Origin of the sequence: Sphingobacterium siyangense, from assembly GCF_023277505.1 — a bacterium.
In the GTDB taxonomy this organism is placed as follows: Bacteria; Bacteroidota; Bacteroidia; order Sphingobacteriales; family Sphingobacteriaceae; genus Sphingobacterium; species Sphingobacterium siyangense.
Genome location: NZ_CP080574.1, coordinates 5,697,244 through 5,722,222, shown reverse-complemented (window position 1 = coordinate 5,722,222; position 24,979 = coordinate 5,697,244). Strand labels below are relative to the sequence as shown.

The following is a 24,979-nucleotide window of genomic DNA, read 5'->3' as shown; positions in this document are numbered from 1 at the left end:
CTGTTTATTTTTAAAAGATGTTAAACTACGTAGTTAATGAATTGAAACCTTATAAATTATAGCTGAATAGGGAAATTGATCGGAATATAATCTTTCTGGTCAAGAACATACTTAATCCAGTTAGAGAAGCTATATTTTCTCTTTATTATAGACGATATTTCTTGCATAGGGGCGTTAAGGAATGTAATGACCTGATCGTAATCTGTTGTAGAATCAATGATCAGTATATTCTCTGGTTGATAGAAATCATATTCTTTAATCGACTTTTGGGTTGTGATCAGCTTTTTTTTGAAGCCAATGGCTTCAAAAACACGAAAAGATAATCCATCATGTAAATAATTAGAAAAATCGACTAAGACGTTGGACCTCTTAACCATATCAATATTCTCTAAATAAGTGATGCCATCATAAATAGTGCTGATGATAGGGCACTTTTCTTTTATTTCTTTTATCAACTTGTCGCTGTGAGTATTAATTATTGCTTTGATTTTTAATTCTTTTCGATCTTTGAATAAATTGAAGAACCGATAAATATCAGCGATTCTTTCTTCAATATAGGTGCCTATGAAAAGTATATCAATGGATGGAATAATTAAACTGCCGTTTTCTTGTTCAGTTAATTGCTGATCCAGATAGAAGTTGGTTAATGGTAAAGTACCGTCAATGGCTAAATCAGCAGGATCAAAAACAAAAAATCGATCAAAAAGCTCCATTCTAGAAAAAATATCTGGATATCGATTTAAACCATCCCACTGATAAGCGACTGTAAGTTCAGTGATACTTTTTACCTGAGAAATAATTGATTTGGGAAAAATATCTGCTCGGATAAAAAGTGCATAATCTGCTCGCTGGATATGTGCAAATTTTTCCTCATATTGTTCATCCAAAAATCTTTTGCGTAATAGATTTTTATACTGATGATCTTTTAAAATAAGTTTTCGAAAAAGGTTTTTGAGCCGTAGGAAATAACTTTTATAATAAAATGCTTTTTCTTCTATATTAATATCCACAACTTCAAATCCTAAAGATTCCAGTTGTCCGCGGATTACTAAATTCAGCCCAAAGTTTTTTGGAGTACCCAGTATAATAATTTTTCTATTATTGTATTCCATTCGTATTTTAAATCGTGATTATCGAGCCAATAGTTTGGAGGATTGCATGATTTCATTCCAAATGTTTAACGTATCTTCTGTTTCTTTTTCTATCGTGTAATGAGCAAAAACAAATTTAGAAGCCAGTCGACCCTTTTCTAACATCTCGTCTTGGTTCACATTAAATTTATCAATAATTTTCTTTACTGATTCGACATAATCGATGATATTTCCTTCATTAACTGCCGTTGTAAATGAAGGGTTAAAATATTCCCTGCCACCTTGACCAATATAACCTATTATATAGCAACCACATGCCATAGCTTCAACAGGCGGTAAACCGAAGCCCTCTCTAAAGTTGAAGCTTAAAAAGATCATACTCTCTTTCATAATAGCGGCAACCTCTGATTCAGTTTTATTGTCAATAGATATGAGAGACCAGTCGTTTGGCAGCTCAGTTAATCGAAGAATATTAATAACCTGCGCAACGTCTCCACCAAGCTTTCTAGGCATGAAGCATATCTGTTTTTTTTTGTTTGTGCCCAATGAAAAGATATTATGGTCTATTCCTAAGTTCATTTTTAGGGTTTTTATATGCGGAAAAGCATAATTAAAATAATCTTTTGCATCTTCAGAGGCGACAATTGTAGCTAGAGTATCGGTGGAGTTATAAGGTGTATCTTTATAGTCTTCATCTAATCCAAAATGGTCAAAAGTATAATAGCAATTCTGATTAAAAATAACACGCTTATTTAAGGGCATGATCTTATGGATTCTGGGACCATAGATTTCAGGGAATACTAGAATAGCATCTTTTTCAATATGACAGCTAATCAACCGAAGTATTTTTAAAAATATTTTTTTAGTGAATGTGATCTTTTTTTGTCGGTAATCGTATTTTAATCTTTTGAATAACCAAGGATTGTATTTTATGGGAACTTTGGCATGGAACCAACGTTCTACTTTCCCTATTTTACGATGTAGAATTATAGCATGATACCCAGCCTCATTTAGGACTTGTACTTGACGGTACATTTGTTTTACACCACCGCTCGCAGATCTATTGGTTGGACAAATAAAATAAATAGTTGGCGTATTTGGCATTATGATATGATCGTTTGAATCCAGTTTTTTATAAAATACTTTTCCTTGATATTGCTGCTGATTATCCTATAATCGTTCTCTATAAAAGATTTAGGTATATCTATCGTATTTATATCTTTAATGATGTATACGTTGTCCTCATGATATAAATCCGCTTGATCAATATTAGCAGTCGTTATTAATTTTTTTTCCAAACCGATAGCTTCAAATGGTCTAAATGATAGGCCGCGTTGGTTTGGGTGTGCTAAATCTAGTATTATCTTGCTATCAAGATAGTATTCATAGGCCTTATTAAATGGAACAATTGTATGAATTACTTCCATATTTTTTGGAAGATCTTCCTTAATAGGGTGGGATTTGTAGGTGAATATTTTTGCTTTAGCTTTTATTCCATGTTTTTCAAAATATTTGAACAATTTAATTGCATCAGTGATTCTTTTGTCGTAAGTCATCAGTAATGCAATATCATATTGTAATATTGTTTTACGTAGAGTTGCAAAATAGAAATTTGTAATTGATTTAAAACCAAATTGCTCACAATCGACGGGGTCAAAACTAAATATAGTATCGAAAGAATTAATAAAATTCTTTTGTGAGGGAATTTTATCTATACTATCCCAGAATAAGCATACTGATCGTTTACAGGCTTGCTGAGCAAGACGTAAATCTTCTGTTGTCAATACATCTGGGCGATTAACGATTAATAAATCGATTTCTCCGTGCTGAGTTATAGTTTGTCGGATATATTGTCCTTTTTTGATCTCTTTCAAATTTTTACCCAAAAAAGTTTTGAGGAAAAAATTATAGATACGTTCTCCGAGATTTTTGTATTGGTAGGGGAGTGTTGAATTGACGTCAATTATTTTATAGCCACTGTATTTTTTGAGCCCATCGCTTACCACTTCATTAAATCCGTAATATCCTGGAGCGATAAATAGAATTTTTTTCTTCATTTAATATAGAAGAGTTTTAAGATTAAAAATTTTCTGCAGCCAAGCATCAAGTGTATAGCGCTCATAAATGTCGTTGGATAAAGCTTTATATGGGCTATTTAAGAATGATGTGTCTAAGTTACTTAAATTTTTATCTATATATAGAATATTTTGTGTGGTATATAGATCATAATCAATAATACATGGATTATCTGTTATTATTTTCTTCTCTAGAGCCATCGCTTCAAAAACTCGAAAACTTAAACCTTCTTGTCCTTCACGCATCAAATCTATTATCGCTTTTGACTTTTTGTATTCTTTTAATACGGCTTCATTGTCGATAGGTTTTTTTCGGTATTCTATCAGTGATGCGCCTTTCGGCCTTAATATAAAGTTCCGTAATTTCTCTTTCCATACCTGTTTTCCGACCACAATAATCTTACTTCGTACTTGGAGGGTAGAAAGACGAGCCGCGAGTTTACGCAAAAGCTTGATACGCCGTTTGTCATAGGAAGTGATATAGAATAAGTCGTTTTCAATTTCTTCGGCCTGAATGGGTTGTTCTGAAAGATAATTGTAGTTTGTTATCTTTTCAAAACCATATTTTTTTACATCCTTATCTTCAAATGAATAGATCTTATCAAACAACTCCAACTTTTCTTCCACTGGAAAACGCTCGAGGTTATCATACAGATAGGAAATTAAATATGGTGTATAAGATTTGATCTGTTTGATAGTCTTGTAATCTAAAGTATGTGGATTAAGTACCAATATCTGATCTTGAGGACCTAGTTTTTCCAAGGTATTTAATACGTACTCTTGTCGTTTTATATGTTTGATATTTCTATTTAGAAAAATTTTGCTGACTGCATTGGAAGCCCTTTCACTAAAATTCTTGTATTTATAGGTACCCATATTGATATGTGATGCATCAATACCCTTTTCTTGTAATTTCTTTACAATGTGGTGGTCGTAATTCCAGTAATCAAAGCTTATAATGCAAATCTTCATTTTTTTTCTTCTCTTTTCAATGACTTAAAAGTTTCATGCACACTGAGACTCTGTAAGTAGCAAAGTTGGTATCCTCGTCGCCCATCTAATATTCCTAGTTTCAAAAAGTATGCCTTAAAAAATTTAAAGGACACTTTCGCCAGGTGACTTAAGAGCGAGTACTGCTTATTTTTAGCGTATAGTTCTTTCCCTTTAAGCTGACCATAATGGACCATTTTTTCTTTGTAACTCGCGTAGTCTGCAAAGGAATAGTGCCATATCTTGTTTTTTAAGCTACCAATTGTACCATTAACCAGTAATGTCTCATGCACTTTCTTTTTCGTGTCGTATGTTGCTTTACTTTTTTTGAACAAACGGAAGTTCTTATCGTTTTGCGTTCCCGAAAAATTAATGCGTTCACCACAAAAGAAAAATAAACGATACATGTAATAAGCGTCTTTTGCTTGCGGATCGTTTATTGTCGATAGTATTTCCGTTTGGCATGCTGAAGTCAAACGCTCGTCGGCATCCAAAAAAAGTATCCAATCGTTATTCGCATATGCCAGAGCCAAATTGCGCTGTTTAGTGAAATCCTCAAATTTGTTTTGATAAATTTTCACTTTGGGGTGCAGACCGGCTAACTCAACCGTTCGATCAGTACTGAATGAATCCAAAACAATAATCTCATCTGCAAAATCCATGCTTTTGAGGACTTCTACTATATTATCCTCTTCATTGTATGTAATGATTAAAGCGCTTAATTTTTGACTCAAGGTATACGATATAATTGAAAAATTGGACCTTACTTTATTGTAACGTGAAAGTTCGCTAATTCGTTACAAACAAATTGAAAAAATGACATTTAATGTTTTCACAATGTAGATCACCACAGTGGACTTTATTGCATTGTGACAAATATATTACATATTTTTTGTAATAAAATATAAAAAATATGAAATGTTTGTGAAGTACAAGTTTATTCTCAGTTAGCGAATATTTGATTAACTAAATATAAGAAAATACGTGTTTGTAAGGGATATATCGTTATTTTTGTATGTTTTATAGTTTTGAATCTATTTTTACAATACTGTATAAGCTATTTATTACCATAATTTAATTTTTAATCCAAGTGGCGATTCCAAAAGTTATTTATCAGACTTTTAAAACCAATAAGATACCCTTGTTGACGAAGTTTTATATTTGGCGATTTCTAAAACGAAATAAGGGCTATAGCAGACGGTTTTTTGATGATGGGCAAATCGATACGCTCATCAGGGAAAATTTTGACCAACGTACGTATAAGGCCTTTGCCCGTTTACAGATCGGAGCTGCCAAAGCGGATTTTTTTAGGTATGCGGTTTTATATGTTTATGGCGGTATCTATTTAGATTTAGATAGCGATATTATTGGCGTTTTGGATGAAGTGATTAAACCTGAGGATACGGCGGTTATTACGCATGAGAAGAATAGAAGTCTTTATGCACAATGGGCATTGATCTACGATAAAGGGCATCCATTCCTGAAAAAAACAATTGAGTTGATCGTCCGTAATATCGAGGAAAATAGATATCCACATGATGTCCATCAGATGACAGGACCAACGGTATATACCGAAGCTATAAATCGGGTTTTAGAAGATGATCCTCAGGTTGCCTATCGACGGATAACAGACGATTATCAGGGACTTTTGAAATTCAAGTATAAGCTAAGTAAAATTCTGATTTACGGCGATCGCTCGTTACATTGGAAAAAAATGCAGCTTCGTGTACCTGTCGTCAAACCTAAGGACGATTAGATAACGACAGCTCTTATTTCTTATATATGGTATGAAGTTGAATTTCAAGAAAATCTTTTTAAAAAATAAGAATGTTAAATTCTTTTATTATTTGAGGGTATTTGGACGACAGCTGAGACCAAAGTTTCTGCTGCGGAAAAAGGCCTCGGTGTTGCTGAACAGAGATTTGGCCCAGCAGTCTGAATGGGTTCGGTTTCGGATAAACTATTATAATAAACTATCTCGGCAGCGGTCTTTGTCAATCGATGCAATTCCGATCAAAGATTATAAGATGCCCAAGAAGATTCGTGTTTATTATTTTGATAGTAAACAATTTCTTGATTATTTTAATCAAAAACTGAAATTTCAGATCCTTCCAGGTGATATTATTGCTATTCCGGATAAACCTGCCTTAGTGAAAAGTAGGCCAATCGCAGGTGACAATGCCAACTCGGTATTATTTAACCTAGATAAGAGTAGGCACTTTAATTTTATTACTGACCATATACCTTTTCGGGAGAAAAAAAATAAGCTTGTTGGAAGGAGTGAATTTGCACAGATCCATCGGGAACTTTTCTTTCAGAAATACCACAAACATCCCTTATGTGATTTAAGAAGAGCATTTAGGTCTTCTGATCACGATTACCTTTCTATCACTGGACATTTAGCTTATAAATTTATTCTTGCCCTGGAAGGAAATGACGTCGCTACCAACTTAAAATGGATCATGTCTTCAAATTCCATCGCTGTCATGCCGATGCCAACGTATGAAACCTGGTTTATGGAAGGAACCTTATTACCGGACTATCATTTTATCTGTATTAAAAACGATTATTCGGACCTGGAAGAAAAATTACAGTTTTATATAGATCATCCGGACGAGGCTGAAACAATTGTTAAACAGGCCAATGCCTATGTGAAATTATTTATGGATCGGGCACAAGAAGAGTTGGTTTCTCTTCATGTATTGAAGAAGTATTTTATTTCAACGGGCCAGTCGGTCGATTTATAAGCTGGCATAAATAGAAGCCATCTGTTTGGCAACACGGTCATCATTAAACTTCTGCGCAAATTCCAATCCTTTCTCGATCATTTCATGGCGCTTGGATGAATCGACAAGCAGCGTCGCTATAACATGCTTTATCTCTGAAATATTTGTAGGGTCAATATAGCAAGATGCCGGTCCCCCCGCTTCTGGGAAGACGCCCATATTGCTGGTGATAACAGGAGTGCCTGAGTAAAGCGCCTCTATAATAGGAATTCCAAAGCCTTCATAAATTGAGGGATAAATGAAAATCGTTGCCGATGCATAAAGAACGGCCAATTCTTCCATTGCTAATCCTTGGAAAAAGAATATCCTGTTTTCCATGTTGTTTTGTTGCATATAGGCCATGATCTCTTGATAGTAACGTGTTGGTTTACCTACGATAACAAGGGGGATATCAAGGTCTTTTATGGCCTTCACTACTGGTAAAATATTTTTACGCGGTTCAATAGTTCCAACATTCAATAAGAAATCCTGTGGTAATTTTAACTTCTCTCGAAGATTTGCTTTCTGCTCTTCAGTTTTGATAGTTTTAAATGCTTCATGGCAACCTTGGTAAACAACATCGATTTTTTCTTCGGGTATATGAAAAAGGTCGACAATATCGTTTTTAGTACATTCGCTTATGGCAACGATACGATCAGATGCCTCGCAGGCATGCTTGAATTTCTTCTTATAAATCCAACGATCAATTGGATGATAAAGTTCAGGGTGTCTCAAAAAAATTAAATCATGAATGGTAACGATAGATTTAATATGTGCCTTTGCTAAACCTAATGGAATTTCTCCAGACAGTCCATGGTAAATATCAACTTTATCCTTTTTCAAATCATGAACAATACGTTGATTACGCCAGATATTAGGCCAAGTAGTGTTGATAAAACCCTGTGGCAACCGGATATTTTTTTGAGATGCTGGTTGATTGATATATTGATCACCGGTTTTTGGTGTATATTTTAGATACTCATTTTCGGGAGCATACTTTTCGAGCATACGAATTAAGTCCCGACTATAATTTCCCAGACCTGTTTTGTTTAGGAAATAGCGTTTTGCATCGAATCCTATTTTCATCCTATTGCTCTTATTTTTTCGATCACCATTTCCGGTGTAATTAAATCAATTGCTTCTATCCCATCACAATCACAGGGCTTGTTGCCATAGACTGAACTTGGTCTATTGGGGTGCTCAACTTGGATGCAGTCTGTTAGCTGTTGCCCATAACCTGTGAATCCAGCATAAGGATGCGTTGCTCCCCACAAAGAAAGACACCTTACGCCCATTAACGATGCCATATGAAGTCCGGAAGAGTCCATACTGATCATGAGATCTAGGTTCGAAATCAAATCCAGTTCCTCCCGCAGCGAAAATTTGCCTATGGTATTATAGGTGTTGGGAAATCGCTCGGTCCAGTTTTGGGCAATTTGGAACTCTTGTTCGCCACCGCCGAACAACAAAACATCATAGCCATTGTGCGTGAGTTCGTCTATCACCTTTTCCATTTTGGTTTGAGGAAAAATCTTATAACGATGTTGTGCAAATGGGGCAATACCAATTTTCTTTCGATTGAAGTTTGCAAACATACTAAAAGCAGCTTTGGGTACATCTTGCAAATTAGAAACCAATTTTTTGCTGAGCTCAAATTTGAACCCTAATGCACGAAATACGTCTGCATAGCGCTCCACCGTTGGCTTTAAAGGAACCTTAATTTTGTTATTTTCTCGGCTTAAAGCTTTTTTTTCTTCCCGCCCTTTGTCAAGCTGCTTTACTTTTACGCCCGATAAGGAAAATAATAGATCAATTATACGCGAACGCAAATTGAAATGTAAGTCGGCAATAGCATCTGTGCCGTACTGTGCTAGCTCTTTCTTTAGCCTGACCAAACCAAAAAAACCTTTATGAATTGTTTTGGGCTCAATGGCGTGAAACCGTATGTTTTTTATTCCATCAAAAAATGGGGCAAAGAATTGCCTGCTGACCATAATAATTTCTACATCAGGGTACTGAATGCAGAATTCTTTCAACACTGAGGCAACCATGGCAACATCGCCCATAGCTGAAAATCGGGTTACTATGATCCGTTGCGGTAAGGACATGTTTTATTTTCCTGAAGAATATAGGACAGGGTTCAATGAAGGGTCGTTATACATTTTCATCTGTTTATAAACCTTCATGTATTTATCGCCAGATGCGATTGCGGTCATCAATTCATCAATACTTTGGGACAAATCTTTCCTTTGTTCCAATAAAACGTTCAGTTTTTCTTGGCAGGAAATGATATGTGCTTCGGAAGCATCCGTGCGCAATGTTTCCTGCTCCATATGGTAGATTTTTAAAGCCAGAATGGAAAGCCTATCAATAGCCCATGCCGGACTTTCAGTATTGATTGTTGCGGTAGGACTCGCCTGTATATCTTGAAATTTTTGTAGAAAATAACTATCAATATACTCTACGGTATCTGTGCGGTACTGATTGGATTCATCAATACGTCTTTTCCAGTATAAGCCTTCTTGGGGTTCAATCGAGGGATTACGTACTACATCTTCCATATGCCATTGCACGGTGTCAATCCAGCATTTTAAATAGAGGAGATGTTCCAGAGATTGTTTGTCATACGGATTTTGGATTGGATGATCAATCTGATCGTAGACGTGGTAATCCTGGATAGCACGCTGAAAAATTGGATTTGCTATTGCACTAATCATGGTACAAACTTAGATAAATTGCTTTTTATATGCAATTTAATTGCGCTTTACATAAAAAACAATTTATCGGTCTCTCCTCAACCATTGATAATACTTTTATTGAGGAAATATAAAATATATTATGGAGTTATTCTTACTATTCAACGCAGACATTAAGGGAATGAATTGGACGATAGACTTATTTAAAATGAAAGAAGTTTCCTGTTTTCTAGAATGCCGAAAGTAATACATCGGGAAAGATACCTAAGATCAATACGGCTACGGTACATAAGATTCCAATACACAAGAGTACCATATTGAACTTCACTGCTGGAGATCCCGTATTTTCTCTTAAAAATGCATTCAGTGGTATTTTAAAATAATAAAATAGAGAAATGACAGATGTCAATGCACCAACTAGGAGCAATGCCAATAAACCAAAGGATTGGAAGTTTTGATATTGTTCGAACACTTTGGAAAAGACCAAAAGTTTTCCAACAAAACCTGCAGTAGGGGGTAGCCCCACCAAAGCGATTAAAACAATTGAAAAGGAGGTGAACAGCAGTGGGTACTGCTTTCCTAAGCCGCGATACGATTCAATTGTAGTATTTCCTAAACTAGCTTCCAAGGCATCAATGAAGATAAACACAGCGATATTCATCAGGGCGTATATGGAAAGGTAAAATAAGAGCACATTTGACTCATTATTTTGATAAACCAATACAGCCATAAGAAGTATCCCCGTATGCCCTATAGAAGAATAGGCCATCATCCTTTTGGCATCCTGTTGGCGCAAAGCGGCTAAATTACCAATTAGCATAGTTGCAATGGCGATCGCAATAATCACATAAGTCAAGAAATCACTAAAATAAAAGGACACGTTAAGCCAGGCTGAAAGTATCTTGGATAATAGCACAACAACAGCAATTTTGGGTACTGTAGCGAGATAGGTTGTAATAACTGTTGGGGCGCCTTGGTAAACATCCGGACTCCAGACATGAAACGGGAAAAAACTCAGTTTGAAACCAATACCTGTCAGTAAAAATAGTAAAGCAATGCTGATCATGATCTGGGGTGCTTCCATCAAGCCAGCAATGTGACTTGGAGCGTCAAAATTCAGGTTTCCCGTGAAACCGTATAGTAAAGACAAACCATAGAGCATAACCGCAGCACAGATGGATCCGAACAGTACATATTTTAAAGCAGCTTCCGATTGAACTTTTGTTGAAGAGAAATAGCCAACCATAATATAGGAGCTGATCGAAACTGTCTCCACTGCAATAAAGATCATCAACCAGTTACTCGACATAGTCAGCAGGTTCAAGCCAAGGGTTGCCGTAAGCAACACGGCGTAAAGATCCCCTAAAGGACGTTCTTGATGACGTTGTTGAATGAAAACAGCGATCAGGATTGTTGACAGCAGTATAATCAATCGCGCCGAAGTAGCGAAAGCATCAACCTGGATCATATCAAAAAAGCCAGCCATCTCTACCTTACTGAGTCCCTGGCCCACAAGGTAACAGCCACTGAGCAATAGTCCAATGAGGGTGATGACAAAAGAGGTATGCTTCCAGTGTTTGTCAATAAAAAGACTAGCTAGAATAGTACCAATAAAAGTGACGATCAATGTCAGTTCAGGCTTAAAATAAGGAACGCTTACGATAATCTGATCGATGAAAGAACTGATATATGGACTGAATGCGAGCATGCGAATTAAATAAATTGTTGGATAAAACTCACGAGATTCAGAACACTAGCGTTTAGGTTGTTAAATACTAATGCCGGCATAACTCCAAGTAATAAGGCGAGCGCTAGGGTAGGAAATAAGATGATCTGCTCGCGTGAATTTAGGTCTGTAAGTGCATTACTCCAAGATTCACCACCTTTTAAGCGAATTTGTCCAAAGAACATACGTTGCAGTGTCCAAAGTAGATAGGCTGCACTTAATAGGATACCTATGGAACCCCCAAGTGCCATCCAGCGCGGTAACCCGGTTCCTATGCTCGCTGCATTGAAGGAACCGATAATGACAAAGGCTTCACCAATAAAGGCTGAAAAGCCGGGCAGGCCCAGGGATGCAAAAAATGCGACAGCGACGTAACCTGTGTATTTAGGCATAATTTGAGCTAGGCCACGGAAACTATAGATATTTCTGTCATGTACTCGGTCATAGACCACGCCAACAAGGAAAAAGAGTGCCGCTGATAAGAATCCATGGGAAATCATCTGAAACATGGCGCCAGAAATACCTTCGGCAGTCAGTGATGCAATACCAAGCAGCACAAAACCCATATGAGAGACCGATGAATAAGCAATCATTCGTTTCAGGTCTTTTTGTGATAAGGCATTCAAGGCTCCATAAATAATGGATACAACGCCGATTAATCCAAGCCACCAATTGGATAAGGCTGCCATATCGGGAAAGATGCTATAACAGATACGGATGATACCGTAACCACCAATTTTCAGGAGGATACCGGCAAGAATAATAGATACTGGTGTCGGCGCTTCAACGTGCGCATCCGGCAGCCAAGTATGTAGGGGAACAATGGGTACTTTAATGGCAAAGGCAAAGAAAAGCACAATGAAACCAATCAGTCGAGCCGAAACACCCAAAATTTCCTGGTAACCCTCCCAGCCGAAAATAGAACCCTCAAGATAATTCTGTGGATTCATCATATAGATCATGTTGAAAGTATGTGCTCCAGTCAAAGGATTGATTACTGAAAAATACAATCCTACGATAATCAACAACATAAATACAGACCCGAATAGGGTATATAGAAAGAATTTTATAGCCGCGTATTCGCGTCTTGCACCACCCCAGATACCGATCAAGAAGTAGAGTGGCAGTAACATGACTTCATAAAACAAATAGAATAGGAAGAAATCCAATGCACAGAAAATCCCCATAACGGCCATATTAAGTACCATGAGTAAGGCAAAGTATCCCTTCGGACTTTTCTGGATATTCCAAGAGGCGCCTATAGCCATCAGCATAACGAAAGCGCTCAGCAATAACAAGGGCATGGAGATCCCATCAATACCAATAAGATAATCGATCTCCAATTTACCTATTGATCCTAAATCTAATCGGATCCAGGAAAGCTGTTCAATAAATTGATAGCCCCCCAGATCTTGGACTCCTGTTTTGCTTGCATCAAATTGTGCATAACATATTCCGGCCAGTACAAATTGTATTGCTGTGAATGCTAAAGCAATATATTTGTAACTCGATTTATATCGTGTTGGTAGGGCGAGAATGAGCGCCGTAGCCAATAGCGGTAAAAATATCAATAAGGATAAAATAGGCATTTCCTAAAAGAATATAAGATAAATTAAACCAAGTAAAACTAATAAAAAGACGGAATACAATGTTGTCTGTATCTTTCCATTTTGGACCAGGCGAACCTGATTGCCTGTCCAATAGGCTACAGTAGCAGCCGTATTAACAAAACCATCTACAATATATTTGTCTATCCAAACACTTAGCTGAGAAAGGGATAAGACGATAAACTGAATCAAAGAAATTAAAGCGTCAACGATATGAAGGTCAAACCAATAACAGAACTGTGCTAATTTTAATGTGCCATTAACAAAGACTGCTTGGTAAAACTCATTGATATACCCCTGGTTGAAAGCGGCTTTTAATCCCTGGCTAGCGGCGTTCAACGGGTATTTATTTTGTACATACCATTTCCAGCCGATGATCCAGCCAATACCCGAACCTAGTAGCAATATGACAGGAATGATAAGGTGCGCACTGTGGCTTGGTGCAAAAGTATATTCATCCAATAAAAGGCCGTCCATCAACCAGGAATCGTGATACGAAAACGGATTGAAAGAAAATAGTGGGAATAAGCAGAACAGTCCCAAAACAAACATGGGGATCAACATGGTTTTTGGCGCTTCATGCAGCGGTTGATCATGTAGTTTGCCCTGAAGCTGTTTCAACAGTCTGAACTCCCCAAAAAAGGCTTTGAATAGCAAACGACCGATGTAGAAAGCCGTTAAAATACTCACCAGAATCAAACTTATGGGGATGATAAGGTATAAGTTACCTTTTGAAATAGCCCATTCAAAGGAAGAGATAACAATACTATCTTTGGATAGATAACCTGAAGTCAAAGGGAATCCTGCAAGTGCTAGCGAAGCTATGCTCATCAGCACGAAGGTCTTTGGCATATATTGACGTAGCCCGCCCATATTCCGTAAATCCTGCGGGTCAAAGTCCAGGTGGCTATGTTCTTTAAGATGCGCCATTTCATGAATGACAGCTCCGGCAGAAAGAAACAACAGACACTTAAAGAAAGCATGAGTTGTCAGATGAAATAAAGCAGCATCCCATGTTCCAATACCAATGCCAACCATCATAAAACCAAGCTGCGATATGGTCGAAAAGGCAAGAATACGTTTGATGTCGTATTGGCCAAGCGCGAAGTAAGCGGCCAAAGCAGCGGTTATTGTACCAATGATGGCAATAAATAATAAGGCAGATTCATTAAATAATGGAAATACGGTAGTCAGCAGGAATACACCAGCAGCAACCATTGTCGCGGCGTGAATCAACGAGGATACGGATGTAGGACCTTCCATGGCATCAGGAAGCCATACATGTAATGGAAATTGTGCAGATTTAGCCATAGCTGCCAAGAAGAAGGCTAAGCCTGCAATGGTAAGCCAAATCTGAGGTAAGCTATTGACTGGAGATATCCATAATCCTTGGGCGATTGTGGATTGATAAATTAAGCCATTATCCCCAAATAGATCGATTAAATTGAGGGTCTTGAACTGTGTAAAGAGGATCGCAAGCCCGATTAGAAAACCGAGGTCGCCGATGCGATTGACCAAAAATGCCTTTTTATTGGCTTGTACAGCTGTTTCACGTGTGAACCAGAAGCCGATGAGGAGATACGATGCAAAACCGACCAATTCCCAAAAAACATACATCAACAGGAGGCTATCCATAATGACCAATCCCAACATTGCAAAACAGAATAAGCTGAGATACATCCAATAGCGGTGAATACCTGTATCGCCATGCATATAGGCTCTGGAGTATATATGTACGGGTAAGGCAACAGTCGGTACCAAAAAAAGCATCAAAGTGCTCAGATTGTTCAGCAGGATACCAACTTTAAATGACGTTTCACCGATGGTGAACCAATTTACCTGAATTGATACAGCCGGATTATTCCATATGGAGAACCAGGTTAAGCCGCCAGCGATAAAGCTGAGGATGATGGCCGTGAGAGAAACAAGGCCGGACTGGTCGCGTTTACCTACTATTGCTTGATATACGAATGCCGCTAATGGTGCTATCAAGGTAAGCAACGCGGTCAGAAGGGGCGATATGTGAACAAATTGATCCAATGCTTACTTGTCTTTTAATTGGTTTATCTCATCCGGATTAATGGTTTTGTAATGTCTATAAACATTTAATACGATAGCCAATCCAACAGCGACTGCGGCCGCAGCAAGAACGATGGCAAATAATGCAAAAATTTGCCCACCATAACTCAATTTATCATATTTTCCAAAAGCAACAAAGTTCAGGATAGCGGCATTGATCATCAACTCAATACCGACCAAAATCATAATTGCATTTTTCTTGGAAAGAACGGTATAAAGACCAATGCAAAAGATGCAGGCACTGACAACTAAAAAATGCGTCAGCGTAATCATATTGTACGCTCCTTTCTGGATAAATGTGAGGCACCTATCAAGGCCATCATCAAAAACACGGATATGATTTCAAATGGCAATACATAAAAAGTCATAAAACGTAATCCGATCTGATGAATATTATTGTCTGTTGCGAGGATTTCGGTATTATTTTCCTTGGCATTTAAGATCCACCATGCTGGAGAAGCTTGTTGCCACTCGACGATGCCATAAAGCATCAGTAACAGGAAACCAAGCACGATTGGAATAGTTTGCCATTTGGGTAGGCTTAAGAATGAACCGCTACTATCTTGGAGATCTTTTAAAAGCTCTTTATTGGAAAGCATAAAGGCAAATAACATCAATATGAGCACGCCGCCAACATACACCATAATTTGTGTAATGGCCACAAAATCGGCTAAAGCAAATAGGTAAAGTCCTGCCATTGCAAATAGCACAATAAAAAACAGGAATAAAGCACGTGCAATATTTTTAAGATTGACGAGCAAAAGTGCTGAACCGATTGCTAGGGTAGCAAAGGCGTAGAATAAAATACTTTCCATCTTTTATTTTTGCTTTGCTGCCTCCTTTTCAGCTTGAAACTTGGTCCATTCTGCTTTACGTTGTGCGACCTCGCTATCGGTCATATCGGAGAAACCATAGATAAGATCAGTCAGTTTTTGTGAGCTGCGGTCATATTCGTTGGTCATGGTAATACATTCTGTCGGACATACGACAGTACATAGCCCACAATACATACATTTAGCCATGTCAATGTTGAATTTGGCCGGGTATAGTCTTTTAACGCTACCATCGGAGGTTTTTCCAATCGCTTCCGGAGATTTGATGGCTTCGATTTCGATGCAGTCGACAGGACAAGCCTTTGCGCATAAATCACATACAATACAGTCCTCGATATCGACTTGCAGCTGATAGCGGGCAACCTCTGGGATAGGCATTTTTTCACGCGGATATTGAACAGTAACAATACCTTCCTGCTGATCAAAGTAGTTATCCTTTTTGATATTTAATTCCGTTCGCGAACGTCGGGCACCAAACAAGTGTTTAACAGTCAAAGATAAACCCTTGATTGCCGTACGAAATGCATGCGAAGCCGTTTTAAATATCATATCCTATGCTATAACTAAAATTCGCCAAATTGCAGAAATGGCCATACAAAGAAAAGCCAGCGGCGTCAATACTTTCCAACATAAACTCATCAGTTGATCTGCACGCAACCGTGGTAATGTCCATCGAATCCACATTTGGATACCAACAATAAATAATGATTTGGCTAAGGTCCAAAATATCCCCCACACCAAGCCTGTGGTCCAATCGGCCAAACGTATCGCTCCTATGTTTGGTAACGGTGTATTCCAAGCTCCTAAGAAGAGAACAACCCCCAACATCGATACCAAAAACATCATGGCATACTCCGCCAAAAAGATAAAGGCAAATTGTATCCCGCCATATTCCGTATGGAAGCCACCGACCAATTCAGATTCGGCTTCCGGGATATCAAAGGGAGCACGATTACACTCGGCAAGGGTTGCGATAAAGAATATGATGTAGGTGATAATCAAATGTGGAGCCTGAAAAATATTCCAGGCGAAGAGGCCCCCAATCTCATTGACTTCCCAAAGGCCCAAGAATTTAATGCTTCCATTGGTTAGGATGCCCTGTCCAATAGCGATTTCATTCAAATTTAGGGTTTGGGTTAGCATAACGACCGTAATTAGGGAGAGGCCTACCGGAATTTCATAGGACACCATCTGTGCTATGGCACGCATGGAGCCTAATAAAGAATATTTGTTGTTAGATCCCCAGCCAGCCATTAAAATGCCCAAAGCATCAATGGAGATGATGGCCATTATGAAGAACAGACCCGTATGCGTATCGGCTGGAATAAAATCTTTGGCCCAGGGAATAACGGCAAAACCTGTAAATACAGCCACGAAAATAACGATAGGGGCAACTCTAAAGAGAATCTTATCGGCTGATGAGGGGGTAATTAATTCTTTTTGTAATAATTTGAGAATGTCGGCGATCGTTTGGAGACTGCCGTACTTCCCTGTTTCCATTGGTCCTAGGCGATCTTGTACAAATCCCGCGATCTTTCGCTCGGCATATACTGCAAACAAGGTGAAAGCTGCTATAAAGGTGAAAATAGCAATGGGAACCAAGATATGTAGTATTGTTTCTAACAAGTCTTATTTATAATGATTTTTAATAAGAGACCAATGAATACGCAAACTTAACGAAAAACAGGGAATTTAGATAAGGAAAAATTAAAATATACTTAACAAGTAGATTATCGTGACAATAGCGTAACGACAAGTAATCATATCTTGTTCGAGTAGGTGGTTTCGGACAGCTGTAATGCCATCCATGTTAGCTCGGATGAAAATAAAAAAGCACCCCGAGGGATGCTTTTTTAGGATATAAATCGAAATCGGATTAACGATTTGAAAATTCAACGTAGTCGCGTTCTGTGTGGCCAACGTATACTTGTCTAGGACGACCGATAGGCTCTTTGTTTTCGCGCATTTCTTTCCATTGTGCAATCCATCCCGGTAGACGGCCTAAAGCAAATAATACCGTAAACATATCTGCTTTGAAACCTAATGCACGGTAGATGATACCTGAATAGAAGTCAACATTTGGATAAAGTTTTCTGTCGATGAAATATTGGTCATTCAATGCTGCTTCTTCAAGCTTTTTAGCGATATCCAATACCGGATCTTGAACGCCTAATTTCTCCAAGATATCATCACATGCTTTTTTGATGATCTTAGCACGAGGGTCGAAGTTTTTATAAACGCGGTGACCGAATCCCATTAGACGGAAAGGGTCGTTTTTGTCTTTTGCTTTAGCAAGATATTTTTCAGCATCACCACCATCATTTTTAATGGCCTCCAACATCTCGATTACGGCTTGGTTTGCACCACCATGTAATGGTCCCCACAATGCATTGATACCCGATGCAACAGATGCATAAAGGTTTGCATTGGATGAACCAACGATGCGAACAGTAGATGTTGAACAGTTTTGCTCATGATCAGCATGTAAAATCAACAATTTGTGCATGGCGTCAATGACAACAGGATCGAATGTTTTTTCATCATTCACTTCTCCAAACAGCATGTTTAGGAAGTTGTCAATGTAACCAAGGTTATTTTTTGGATAAACAACAGGATGACCTAATGATTTCTTTTGAATCCAAGAAACGATTGTTGGCATTTTTGCCAAAAGATTGATGATCGTTTGATCTTCTTCTTCGTCTGTTAAGTTTGGATTTAAAGATTCTGGATAAAATGCCGACAATGCGCCTACTAAACACGAAAGTTGGCCCATTGGGTGAGATTTGGATGGGAATCCAGCGAAGAAGTTCTTCATATCTTCGTGAATCATCATTTGCTTTTTGATGTCAGCTCTGAATTTTTCCAATACCTCTTTTTTTGGAAGCTCTCCATAAATCAACAAATAAGCAACTTCCAAGAAAGTCGATTTCTCTGCCAATTGTTCAATTGGATATCCTCTATATCTCAATATGCCTTTTTCACCATCAAGGAAAGTAATCGCACTTTTCGTTGCACCTGTATTTTTGTATCCTGGGTCTAACGTAATAAATCCGCTTAGATCTCTTAATTTGGAAATATCAACTGCTTTTTCATTTTCAGTACCGACAATGACCGGAAGGTCATACGAAGTGCCGTCTAAATTTATAGATGCTTTATCTGACATGTTTATATATTATCTTATATCTGATTTGTTATGCTAATCTCACAAATTTAACTATTTGATATTTAAAATTGAAAGTTCTTTTGGAATTAAAATGACATGATTGCGTCATTTTGGATAATATTCACTAATTATTTACTTAAATAAGCGAATAATTTATTCAAATTTAACATTATCTTATTTTGCAAAAAATATCAATCTATTTTTCTTTGCGCAACCTTTCCTTTGTCTTCGTAGTTACCCTGTTTACCCGATCCAAAAAAGGGGAGTATGATAAAACACACCAGAATAATGGACGTTAGTGTCAGAATTCCTGTAGTCCACAATATTTTGCTGAAGTTCTCTGCATCCAATAGCTTAATGCCCCAAAGCCCCAGTAGGAAATAGGTGGCAACGAAAAGTATCACCAAGGTGAATAATATACCGAATATGTATTTCATAGCTGAATTAATTTATGTGTTATGAATTGATTCACCTCGGTATAATTGAGCTGAATCGTGATATAAATATCCCCGCATGCATTATATTTTGTTGAGGATCTGTTTTTTGAGTGTATCGAATTCTTCTTGGGTAATGATGTTTTCACGGAGCAGCAGCTGCAGCTTTTGAAGTTTCTCGACAAAGTCACCCTCTTGCTGAATATGATCTTTGATCTCTTCTTTTTGGAGGTCAAACTGTTTTCCGAGTTCCATACCGACACCCAGTTGTGCACCTACACCCGCGATTCCCCCTTCATTTTTAGCGGCATCACGGAGCGCACGTAATTTTTCCAGTTCAACATAGCTTAAGCCTGCCTGCTGTGCCGCTTGATTTTGTGTGCTTAAATCGGCGATTTCTCCGATTCTTCGTTGTGTATTGGCATCAAATTGAGTTCCTAAGATTTTGAAATCCGTAATGTCGAGACCAAGATCATTAAAATCTTGTTCAACTGCAGTCTTGATGTCGTTGGATAACAGTCCCAGTTGACTGTCAATTTCATTGTAACCCAGTTTCTTTTGTGCAATCTGCGCAATAATTTGTTGTGGGATCCGATTATTGATGATGTCTTGAATGACAGCTGTGCTGACCGTATTTTGATTAGCGACAATATTTTTATAGAAATGCACCGGTTCCTTGATGAGGTAAGAGAACGTACCATTCAAGCCGATTTCTATTGGTAAATTGTAATGGGGGTCGATATATTTTATCGGTGTTCCCGTTCCCCAGGATTGATTGACGATAGCGGCCGTACGAAAAAAGTAGATGTAAAGCTTATGCTCGGATTCAAAGTTCTGCCGTAAACGCGCTAAAGTGGTAAAGAATGGATGGTTGTCCGTTTTGAGGTTGTATGTTCCCGGTTCGGTCAGCAGGTTTTCACCTTTTCCTTCATAGACAAGGATGCAGCCCTGCCCTGGAGCGAGGATCAGCTTGCTGGAATTTTTGATTTCGTTCCTTTCGGATGGGAATTTATACCACAATAATTGAGGGTCTTGGTTTTTCCACTCGATGACTTCAGAAAGCTGGTTGTTAAAAAGATTAAATAGTCCCATAGTGTTTAATTTAGTGTGTCGAATTTAGGGTTATACCCTTCAAACTTGTTGATTTGTTTGCCGCTATTATCAAAATAATAATAGTCGCTGGCTCCCTTTATAATAAAACCATCTTTGAGGAGGCTCCCATTTCCATACATGGATTTAAGATCTGTGGTCACTGTTTTTTGTATAGCGCCAGTTGTTACATCCAATAGTTGGATCTGGAAAGGATCGTCTTCGGCAGGTGTTGGTTTATACGCAATGAGTAGCGTTTTGTCATTCTGCGCAATGATTACAGGCTGAAAGTAAAGTCTTCCTGGCGTAAAGTCCTTGAAGTTGATCAGACGGGCGCCTTTAAATTGCCATGGATTAATCAATACCTTTTTATAAGGATCGCGGTCGGTGAATATGCCCGATCCGCCGTAGTCTTTATCCCAGGAAAAGCGCGGGCTATCTTTGGGGAATCCATATTGATATTGATAACTGTACTGGATTAACTGTATTTTTTCTTCTGGATAATAACTGGATTTACTTGAAAAGGTAAATTCCGTTTTTGTAGTTGGGTTGGGAAGCTTTTTCCTTCTTTCGTCGTACAGCTGTTTGTCGGGAATAGATTTGTTAATCAAAGGATAATAAGCTAGGTTTTGGCCTTCATTGTTGACAATTTGATAGGCTGAGCCATAGTCTTCGTATTTGAATTCAACTTTGGCGATGCCAGTGCTTAAAGATGGCGCATCTTTTACATAGTTCTCTAGGACACTTTTAAAAGTGAGTGTATTTCTGTCCAGCTGATAAATGTATTTGGATTTGACGATGATATATAGATTCTGGTCTTCAAATACCTGAAGTTTGACGTCGCTGCTTGATAGTTCGACGGGAGTTTCCATCAAAGCCTTTACCCATTCTTTTTTACCCGTTTTGGGATCGAAGAGCCCAATATAAACCTTATTGTCCTTGTTTTCGTCCATTCGTTTTCTGAAAGTTCCGACATTGCCGACGACAACAACGTGTGGCGTATTATCTTTATCCAAAAATAGCGTGTTGCTTGCGTAGTTCCATTCGAGAGGTTCTGCCTCTTCTTTTTTCTCTGCTGTATTGGAACTGCTGTAAGTTGAATAATCGGGCGCTGGCTTTTTGGAAAATAGAGCGCTTAGGGCTCCAATGACAAACATAAGCGCAATAAAGCCCACAACAGCAAATAATACAATTCGTATGGCTTTATATTGATCTTGGTTGTTGCGCGGGTAGTTATAGTTGTGGTTGATATTGATGTCATCACTATCCAGAAAAAATTCTGTTCCACAGCTATCACATTTGTAATAATCGGGGCGCAGTGTGGTGATTTTTATACTTCCACAATGCGGACATTTGATCGCTTTGATATTTTTAGCCATTTATCTTTCTTGTATTTGTTTTTAAACCATCTCCTTTTGGAGTGAACGGTGCGACTGATTGCTATCAATTTTACACAGTGGAAATTCCTGTTTTTTCAATTGATGAAGCGATTTATGAATGAATTTAGAATTAAAATAAACGTATTGCAAATTTTCTGCCAGCTAACTTATATTCGTCGGATTTGAGTTTAAATACGCAAGAAATGAGCCACTTCTTTTTTTAGAGGGGTGAGGAAGGTCTTATTTTGGGAGAGATCCGTAAAGGAAAGAAAAAATATTTTTTGTATTTACGAATTATTCGTAGATTAGTGATAGATTAGAAAAAGGAAGATAAAGTCATGGAAAAATTAACAGCACAGGAAGAGCAGGCAATGCAATCTATTTGGAGCCTCAATGGAGGTTTTATAAAAGAGATCTTGGATAATGTAAAAGGCGAGAAGATGCCTTATACGACATTAGCTTCGACAGTAAAGAATCTGGAGCGCAAGGATTTTGTGAAAGCAGTACGCTATGCCAATGCCAAGCGCTATGAGCCGATGGTGAGTGAGGAAGATTATAAGGCCAAGTTTATGAACTCCTTTGTGGGCGATTATTTCAAAAATTCCTATAAAGAGATGGTTTCCTTTTTTGTACAGGAAGAAAAACTGACGGCTGATGAGTTAAAGGAGATCATGGATATGATTAAGCATAATAAATCTTAATGGCATGGAAAGTCTACTAACCTATATTATACAAGTCAACCTGTTGTTGGGTATTATCTATCTGGGATATATCGGGCTGTTGAAAGGCTTGACGTTCTATTTTTTAAATAGAGCCTACTTCTTAGTAGGGGGGCTATTTGCTTTTCTGTATCCGTTTTTGGATTTAAAGTCTTTGTTTGTACAGCGTGGATTGAATATGGGGGTCGTAGGCGAGCAAATTTCGCTTTATATTATGGAGCCGGACGTTCAACAGCAGCTGACATTAGGGAGGTTGGTGGAAATCGTATTTATGGCCGGTGCTGTTTTATTGTTATTAAAATTTGTATTTCAATTATTGAGTTTATTGCGCATTCATCTGAATTCGAGGTCCGATCAATGGCGGACTTATCTATTCCGGAATGTGCTTATTCCTATTGTTCCATTTTCGTTTTTGAATAAAATCTATGTCAATAAAGGGCAGCATGTTGATGCTGAACTAAAAGATATTTTTAAGCATGAGGATATTCATGTGAAAGGCCTTCACAGTCTGGATATTTTACTGTTTGAAATGATATTGGTGTGTTGTTGGTACAATCCTTTCGTCTGGTTCATGCGCAGGGCCATTCGCCAAAATTTGGAGTTCCTGACTGATCAGCAGGTTCTCGATAAAGGAATTGACAAGCAGACGTACCAATACAGCCTATTGAATGTGTCCAAAAAGGGCACTTCAGTAGGATTGAGCAATCAATTTAATTTTAAACTTTTAAAACGTCGTATTATGATGATGAACAAGAAGCGATCATCGAAAATAGAGCTGAGTAAATACGCCTTTCTTTTACCCGTATTTTTATTGACGGGAGCAGCATTTACGGTAAGTAAAGCGGAGGGAAGTATAGAGGGAGTAGTTGAGAAGGCAAATGAGACAGTGTTACCTATTCAGTTACCAACAGTTGATTTAAAATCTCAGGAAGATCAATCAAATAGGAGCTCTACCGCGTTAGCGGATACTTTGGCTAAAGCAAATCAGGTAGAGGCGAGAGATTTTAAGGAAATCAAAAGATCTGCTATTGATTTTTCTAAAAATCAAAAGTATTTTGTGGATAATAAATTGGTCTCTAAGGCTGAATTTTTGGCTATTCCTGAAGGAAAACTGGCGAAGTACTGGTTTTCGAATGATAGTGATATGATCAAGTATCGGACGAAGTCTTCAATTGATATTGCTGGCGGAGCAATTTTGGCCAATACTGTTGAGATGCAACAACATTCGGATATAGCACAAAAAAAATTACGCTGTGTTATGAATGGTATTGTGCAGGAAAAAACTTTTACTGTGGATGATATCGATCCAAATGCTATAGCGTCAGTCTCGGTATTACAGGGTAAGGCTGCTATTGATAAGTATGGTGAAGATGTTGGGAAAGATGGTATCCTTGAAGTGAAATTGAAGGAAGGAGCTCATATTGGTAAAGATATGACTAAACTCAAAGGGCTTACGATAGGGGTGACGTATCGTGATGATCAGCTAACGAATGATAAGTCAACTGATGTGGTGTATGTTATTGATGGCAAGCGAGCAGATCAAAAAATGGTGAAGGAGCTAGCGCTGACACCGGATGGAATTGACAATGTAACGATACTAAAGGGAGCGTCTGCGACCGTTAAATATGGATCAGATGCAGAGAATGGCGTTATATTGATTACGACAAAAAAATGGGCCCGTGAAAATCCGGATAAAGTGAATGATAAAGTGCGTCCAATTGGACAAGAGGATAAAAAGGGAGATAAAGTAGTCTCTGTTGTTGGATATAAGAAAAACGAAGGACAGGATGACAAGGTTGTTACTGTTGTTGGTTATAAGAAAAGTGAGAAATCAGATGACGCGACACTGGATGTTTTTTCGGATAAATCAAAAAGGATAAGTTCTGACGCGGTAATGGGATTGTTGGGGAATAATTCAGCGAATGAGTCTATTGGTACTGATTTTCCATCTGTTCGTGTTCGTGGTTATAATGGAAAAGTCAAGCCATTAATTGTGGTTGATGGGACTGTTAAGAAAGAGGCTAGTTTGGAAAAACTTAATTCGAAAGATATTGAATCAATAGAGATTTTGAAAAATGCAAGTGCGACTGCGTTGTATGGGAGTGCAGGCAAAGAAGGTGTCATTATCGTTAAGACCCGAAAGAAAGCAAGCGAGCAAAAAAACGATGAGCAGGCTAATGGGGGATTAAAAGAGAAGGTAAGCGGCATCATTAAGATGGAGATAGAAAAAGAAAAGATACGGGCAGAAAGTAGTAACTAAGTGTAAGACTCTCTTAGTAAAAGATAAAAAAGACCGATTTAAATCGGTCTTTTTTATGTTATAAATCAATACC

23 protein-coding genes are annotated in these 24,979 nt (G+C 38.0%); 4 read left to right on the top strand and 19 right to left on the bottom strand.

The annotated features are described in order from the left end of the window. Positions 1-56: 56 nt before the first annotated feature. Genes K2F45_RS24180 through K2F45_RS24160 form a run of 5 tightly spaced genes read right to left on the bottom strand, consistent with a single transcriptional unit; the run spans position 57 to position 4,890 of the window. Positions 57-1,112: a WaaS/CpsH family glycosyltransferase gene (locus K2F45_RS24180; protein WP_075994243.1), complete on the bottom strand. Its 1,056-nt coding sequence runs from the start codon at positions 1,110-1,112 to the stop codon at positions 57-59. 18 nt (positions 1,113-1,130) lie between these two features. Continuing rightward, a complete protein-coding gene (locus K2F45_RS24175; RefSeq protein ID WP_248932558.1) occupies positions 1,131-2,195 on the bottom strand; it encodes a glycosyltransferase in 1,065 nt (354 codons plus the stop codon). Further along, positions 2,195-3,148: a WaaS/CpsH family glycosyltransferase gene (locus tag K2F45_RS24170; RefSeq protein ID WP_248932557.1), complete on the bottom strand. Its 954-nt coding sequence runs from the start codon at positions 3,146-3,148 to the stop codon at positions 2,195-2,197. The genes K2F45_RS24175 and K2F45_RS24170 overlap by 1 nt, the downstream gene beginning before the upstream one ends. Further along, positions 3,149-4,138: a WaaS/CpsH family glycosyltransferase gene (locus tag K2F45_RS24165; RefSeq protein WP_075994242.1), complete on the bottom strand. Its 990-nt coding sequence runs from the start codon at positions 4,136-4,138 to the stop codon at positions 3,149-3,151. Further along, positions 4,135-4,890, bottom strand: a complete 756-nt coding sequence (locus K2F45_RS24160; protein ID WP_216640410.1) for a glycosyltransferase family 2 protein — start codon at positions 4,888-4,890, stop codon at positions 4,135-4,137. The genes K2F45_RS24165 and K2F45_RS24160 overlap by 4 nt, the downstream gene beginning before the upstream one ends. Before the next feature lie 356 nt (positions 4,891-5,246). Between K2F45_RS24160 and K2F45_RS24155 the strand changes: the two genes are divergently transcribed. After that, on the top strand, positions 5,247-5,912 hold the full coding sequence (locus tag K2F45_RS24155) for a glycosyltransferase family 32 protein (protein WP_075994240.1): 666 nt from the start codon (positions 5,247-5,249) through the stop codon (positions 5,910-5,912). 31 nt (positions 5,913-5,943) lie between these two features. Next, entirely contained in the window at positions 5,944-6,903 is a 960-nt protein-coding gene (locus tag K2F45_RS24150; protein ID WP_075994239.1) for a glycosyl transferase family 90, read from the top strand. On the opposite strand, the gene K2F45_RS24145 is transcribed toward K2F45_RS24150, so the two are convergent. The 14 genes from K2F45_RS24145 to K2F45_RS24080 all read right to left on the bottom strand — a co-directional run bounded on the left by K2F45_RS24145 (position 6,898) and on the right by K2F45_RS24080 (position 21,927). Continuing rightward, positions 6,898-8,007, bottom strand: coding sequence for a glycosyltransferase family 4 protein (locus K2F45_RS24145; RefSeq protein WP_075994238.1), 1,110 nt, complete (start codon positions 8,005-8,007; stop codon positions 6,898-6,900). The genes K2F45_RS24150 and K2F45_RS24145 overlap by 6 nt on opposite strands. Next, positions 8,004-9,029: a glycosyltransferase family 9 protein gene (locus tag K2F45_RS24140; RefSeq protein WP_248932555.1), complete on the bottom strand. Its 1,026-nt coding sequence runs from the start codon at positions 9,027-9,029 to the stop codon at positions 8,004-8,006. Before K2F45_RS24140 ends, K2F45_RS24145 begins: the two co-directional genes overlap by 4 nt. 3 nt (positions 9,030-9,032) lie before the next feature. Continuing rightward, on the bottom strand, positions 9,033-9,638 hold the full coding sequence (locus tag K2F45_RS24135; protein WP_075994236.1) for a DUF4254 domain-containing protein: 606 nt from the start codon (positions 9,636-9,638) through the stop codon (positions 9,033-9,035). Positions 9,639-9,846: 208 nt separating this feature from the next. Further along, positions 9,847-11,325: an NADH-quinone oxidoreductase subunit N gene (locus K2F45_RS24130; RefSeq protein WP_075994235.1), complete on the bottom strand. Its 1,479-nt coding sequence runs from the start codon at positions 11,323-11,325 to the stop codon at positions 9,847-9,849. A 5-nt stretch (positions 11,326-11,330) separates the two neighbouring features. Then, positions 11,331-12,932, bottom strand: coding sequence for a complex I subunit 4 family protein (locus K2F45_RS24125; RefSeq protein WP_145329389.1), 1,602 nt, complete (start codon positions 12,930-12,932; stop codon positions 11,331-11,333). 3 nt (positions 12,933-12,935) lie between these two features. Then, entirely contained in the window at positions 12,936-14,990 is a 2,055-nt protein-coding gene (locus tag K2F45_RS24120) for an NADH-quinone oxidoreductase subunit 5 family protein (RefSeq protein ID WP_248932554.1), read from the bottom strand. A 3-nt stretch (positions 14,991-14,993) separates the two neighbouring features. Continuing rightward, entirely contained in the window at positions 14,994-15,302 is a 309-nt protein-coding gene (gene nuoK, locus K2F45_RS24115; RefSeq protein WP_075994232.1) for an NADH-quinone oxidoreductase subunit NuoK, read from the bottom strand. Then, positions 15,299-15,844, bottom strand: a complete 546-nt coding sequence (locus tag K2F45_RS24110; protein ID WP_075994231.1) for an NADH-quinone oxidoreductase subunit J family protein — start codon at positions 15,842-15,844, stop codon at positions 15,299-15,301. The genes nuoK and K2F45_RS24110 overlap by 4 nt, the downstream gene beginning before the upstream one ends. A gap of 3 nt (positions 15,845-15,847) precedes the next feature. Beyond that, positions 15,848-16,411, bottom strand: coding sequence for a NuoI/complex I 23 kDa subunit family protein (locus K2F45_RS24105; protein WP_046672765.1), 564 nt, complete (start codon positions 16,409-16,411; stop codon positions 15,848-15,850). Positions 16,412-16,414: 3 nt separating this feature from the next. Continuing rightward, a complete protein-coding gene (nuoH, locus tag K2F45_RS24100; protein WP_075994229.1) occupies positions 16,415-17,488 on the bottom strand; it encodes an NADH-quinone oxidoreductase subunit NuoH in 1,074 nt (357 codons plus the stop codon). A 250-nt stretch (positions 17,489-17,738) separates the two neighbouring features. Next, entirely contained in the window at positions 17,739-19,025 is a 1,287-nt protein-coding gene (locus K2F45_RS24095; protein WP_075994228.1) for a citrate synthase, read from the bottom strand. A gap of 191 nt (positions 19,026-19,216) precedes the next feature. Beyond that, positions 19,217-19,462, bottom strand: a complete 246-nt coding sequence (locus K2F45_RS24090; RefSeq protein ID WP_075994227.1) for a hypothetical protein — start codon at positions 19,460-19,462, stop codon at positions 19,217-19,219. An 81-nt stretch (positions 19,463-19,543) separates the two neighbouring features. Continuing rightward, positions 19,544-20,551 carry an SPFH domain-containing protein gene (locus K2F45_RS24085; protein ID WP_248932553.1) on the bottom strand — a complete coding sequence of 336 codons (1,008 nt, stop codon included), beginning with the start codon at positions 20,549-20,551 and terminating at the stop codon, positions 19,544-19,546. A gap of 5 nt (positions 20,552-20,556) precedes the next feature. Beyond that, a complete protein-coding gene (locus tag K2F45_RS24080; RefSeq protein ID WP_075994225.1) occupies positions 20,557-21,927 on the bottom strand; it encodes a hypothetical protein in 1,371 nt (456 codons plus the stop codon). A gap of 338 nt (positions 21,928-22,265) precedes the next feature. Between K2F45_RS24080 and K2F45_RS24075 the strand changes: the two genes are divergently transcribed. Further along, complete coding sequence (locus K2F45_RS24075) at positions 22,266-22,628, top strand: BlaI/MecI/CopY family transcriptional regulator (RefSeq protein WP_075994224.1); 363 nt, start codon at positions 22,266-22,268, stop codon at positions 22,626-22,628. 4 nt (positions 22,629-22,632) lie between these two features. Continuing rightward, on the top strand, positions 22,633-24,906 hold the full coding sequence (locus K2F45_RS24070) for a M56 family metallopeptidase (RefSeq protein WP_075994223.1): 2,274 nt from the start codon (positions 22,633-22,635) through the stop codon (positions 24,904-24,906). Positions 24,907-24,979: the final 73 nt, after the last annotated feature.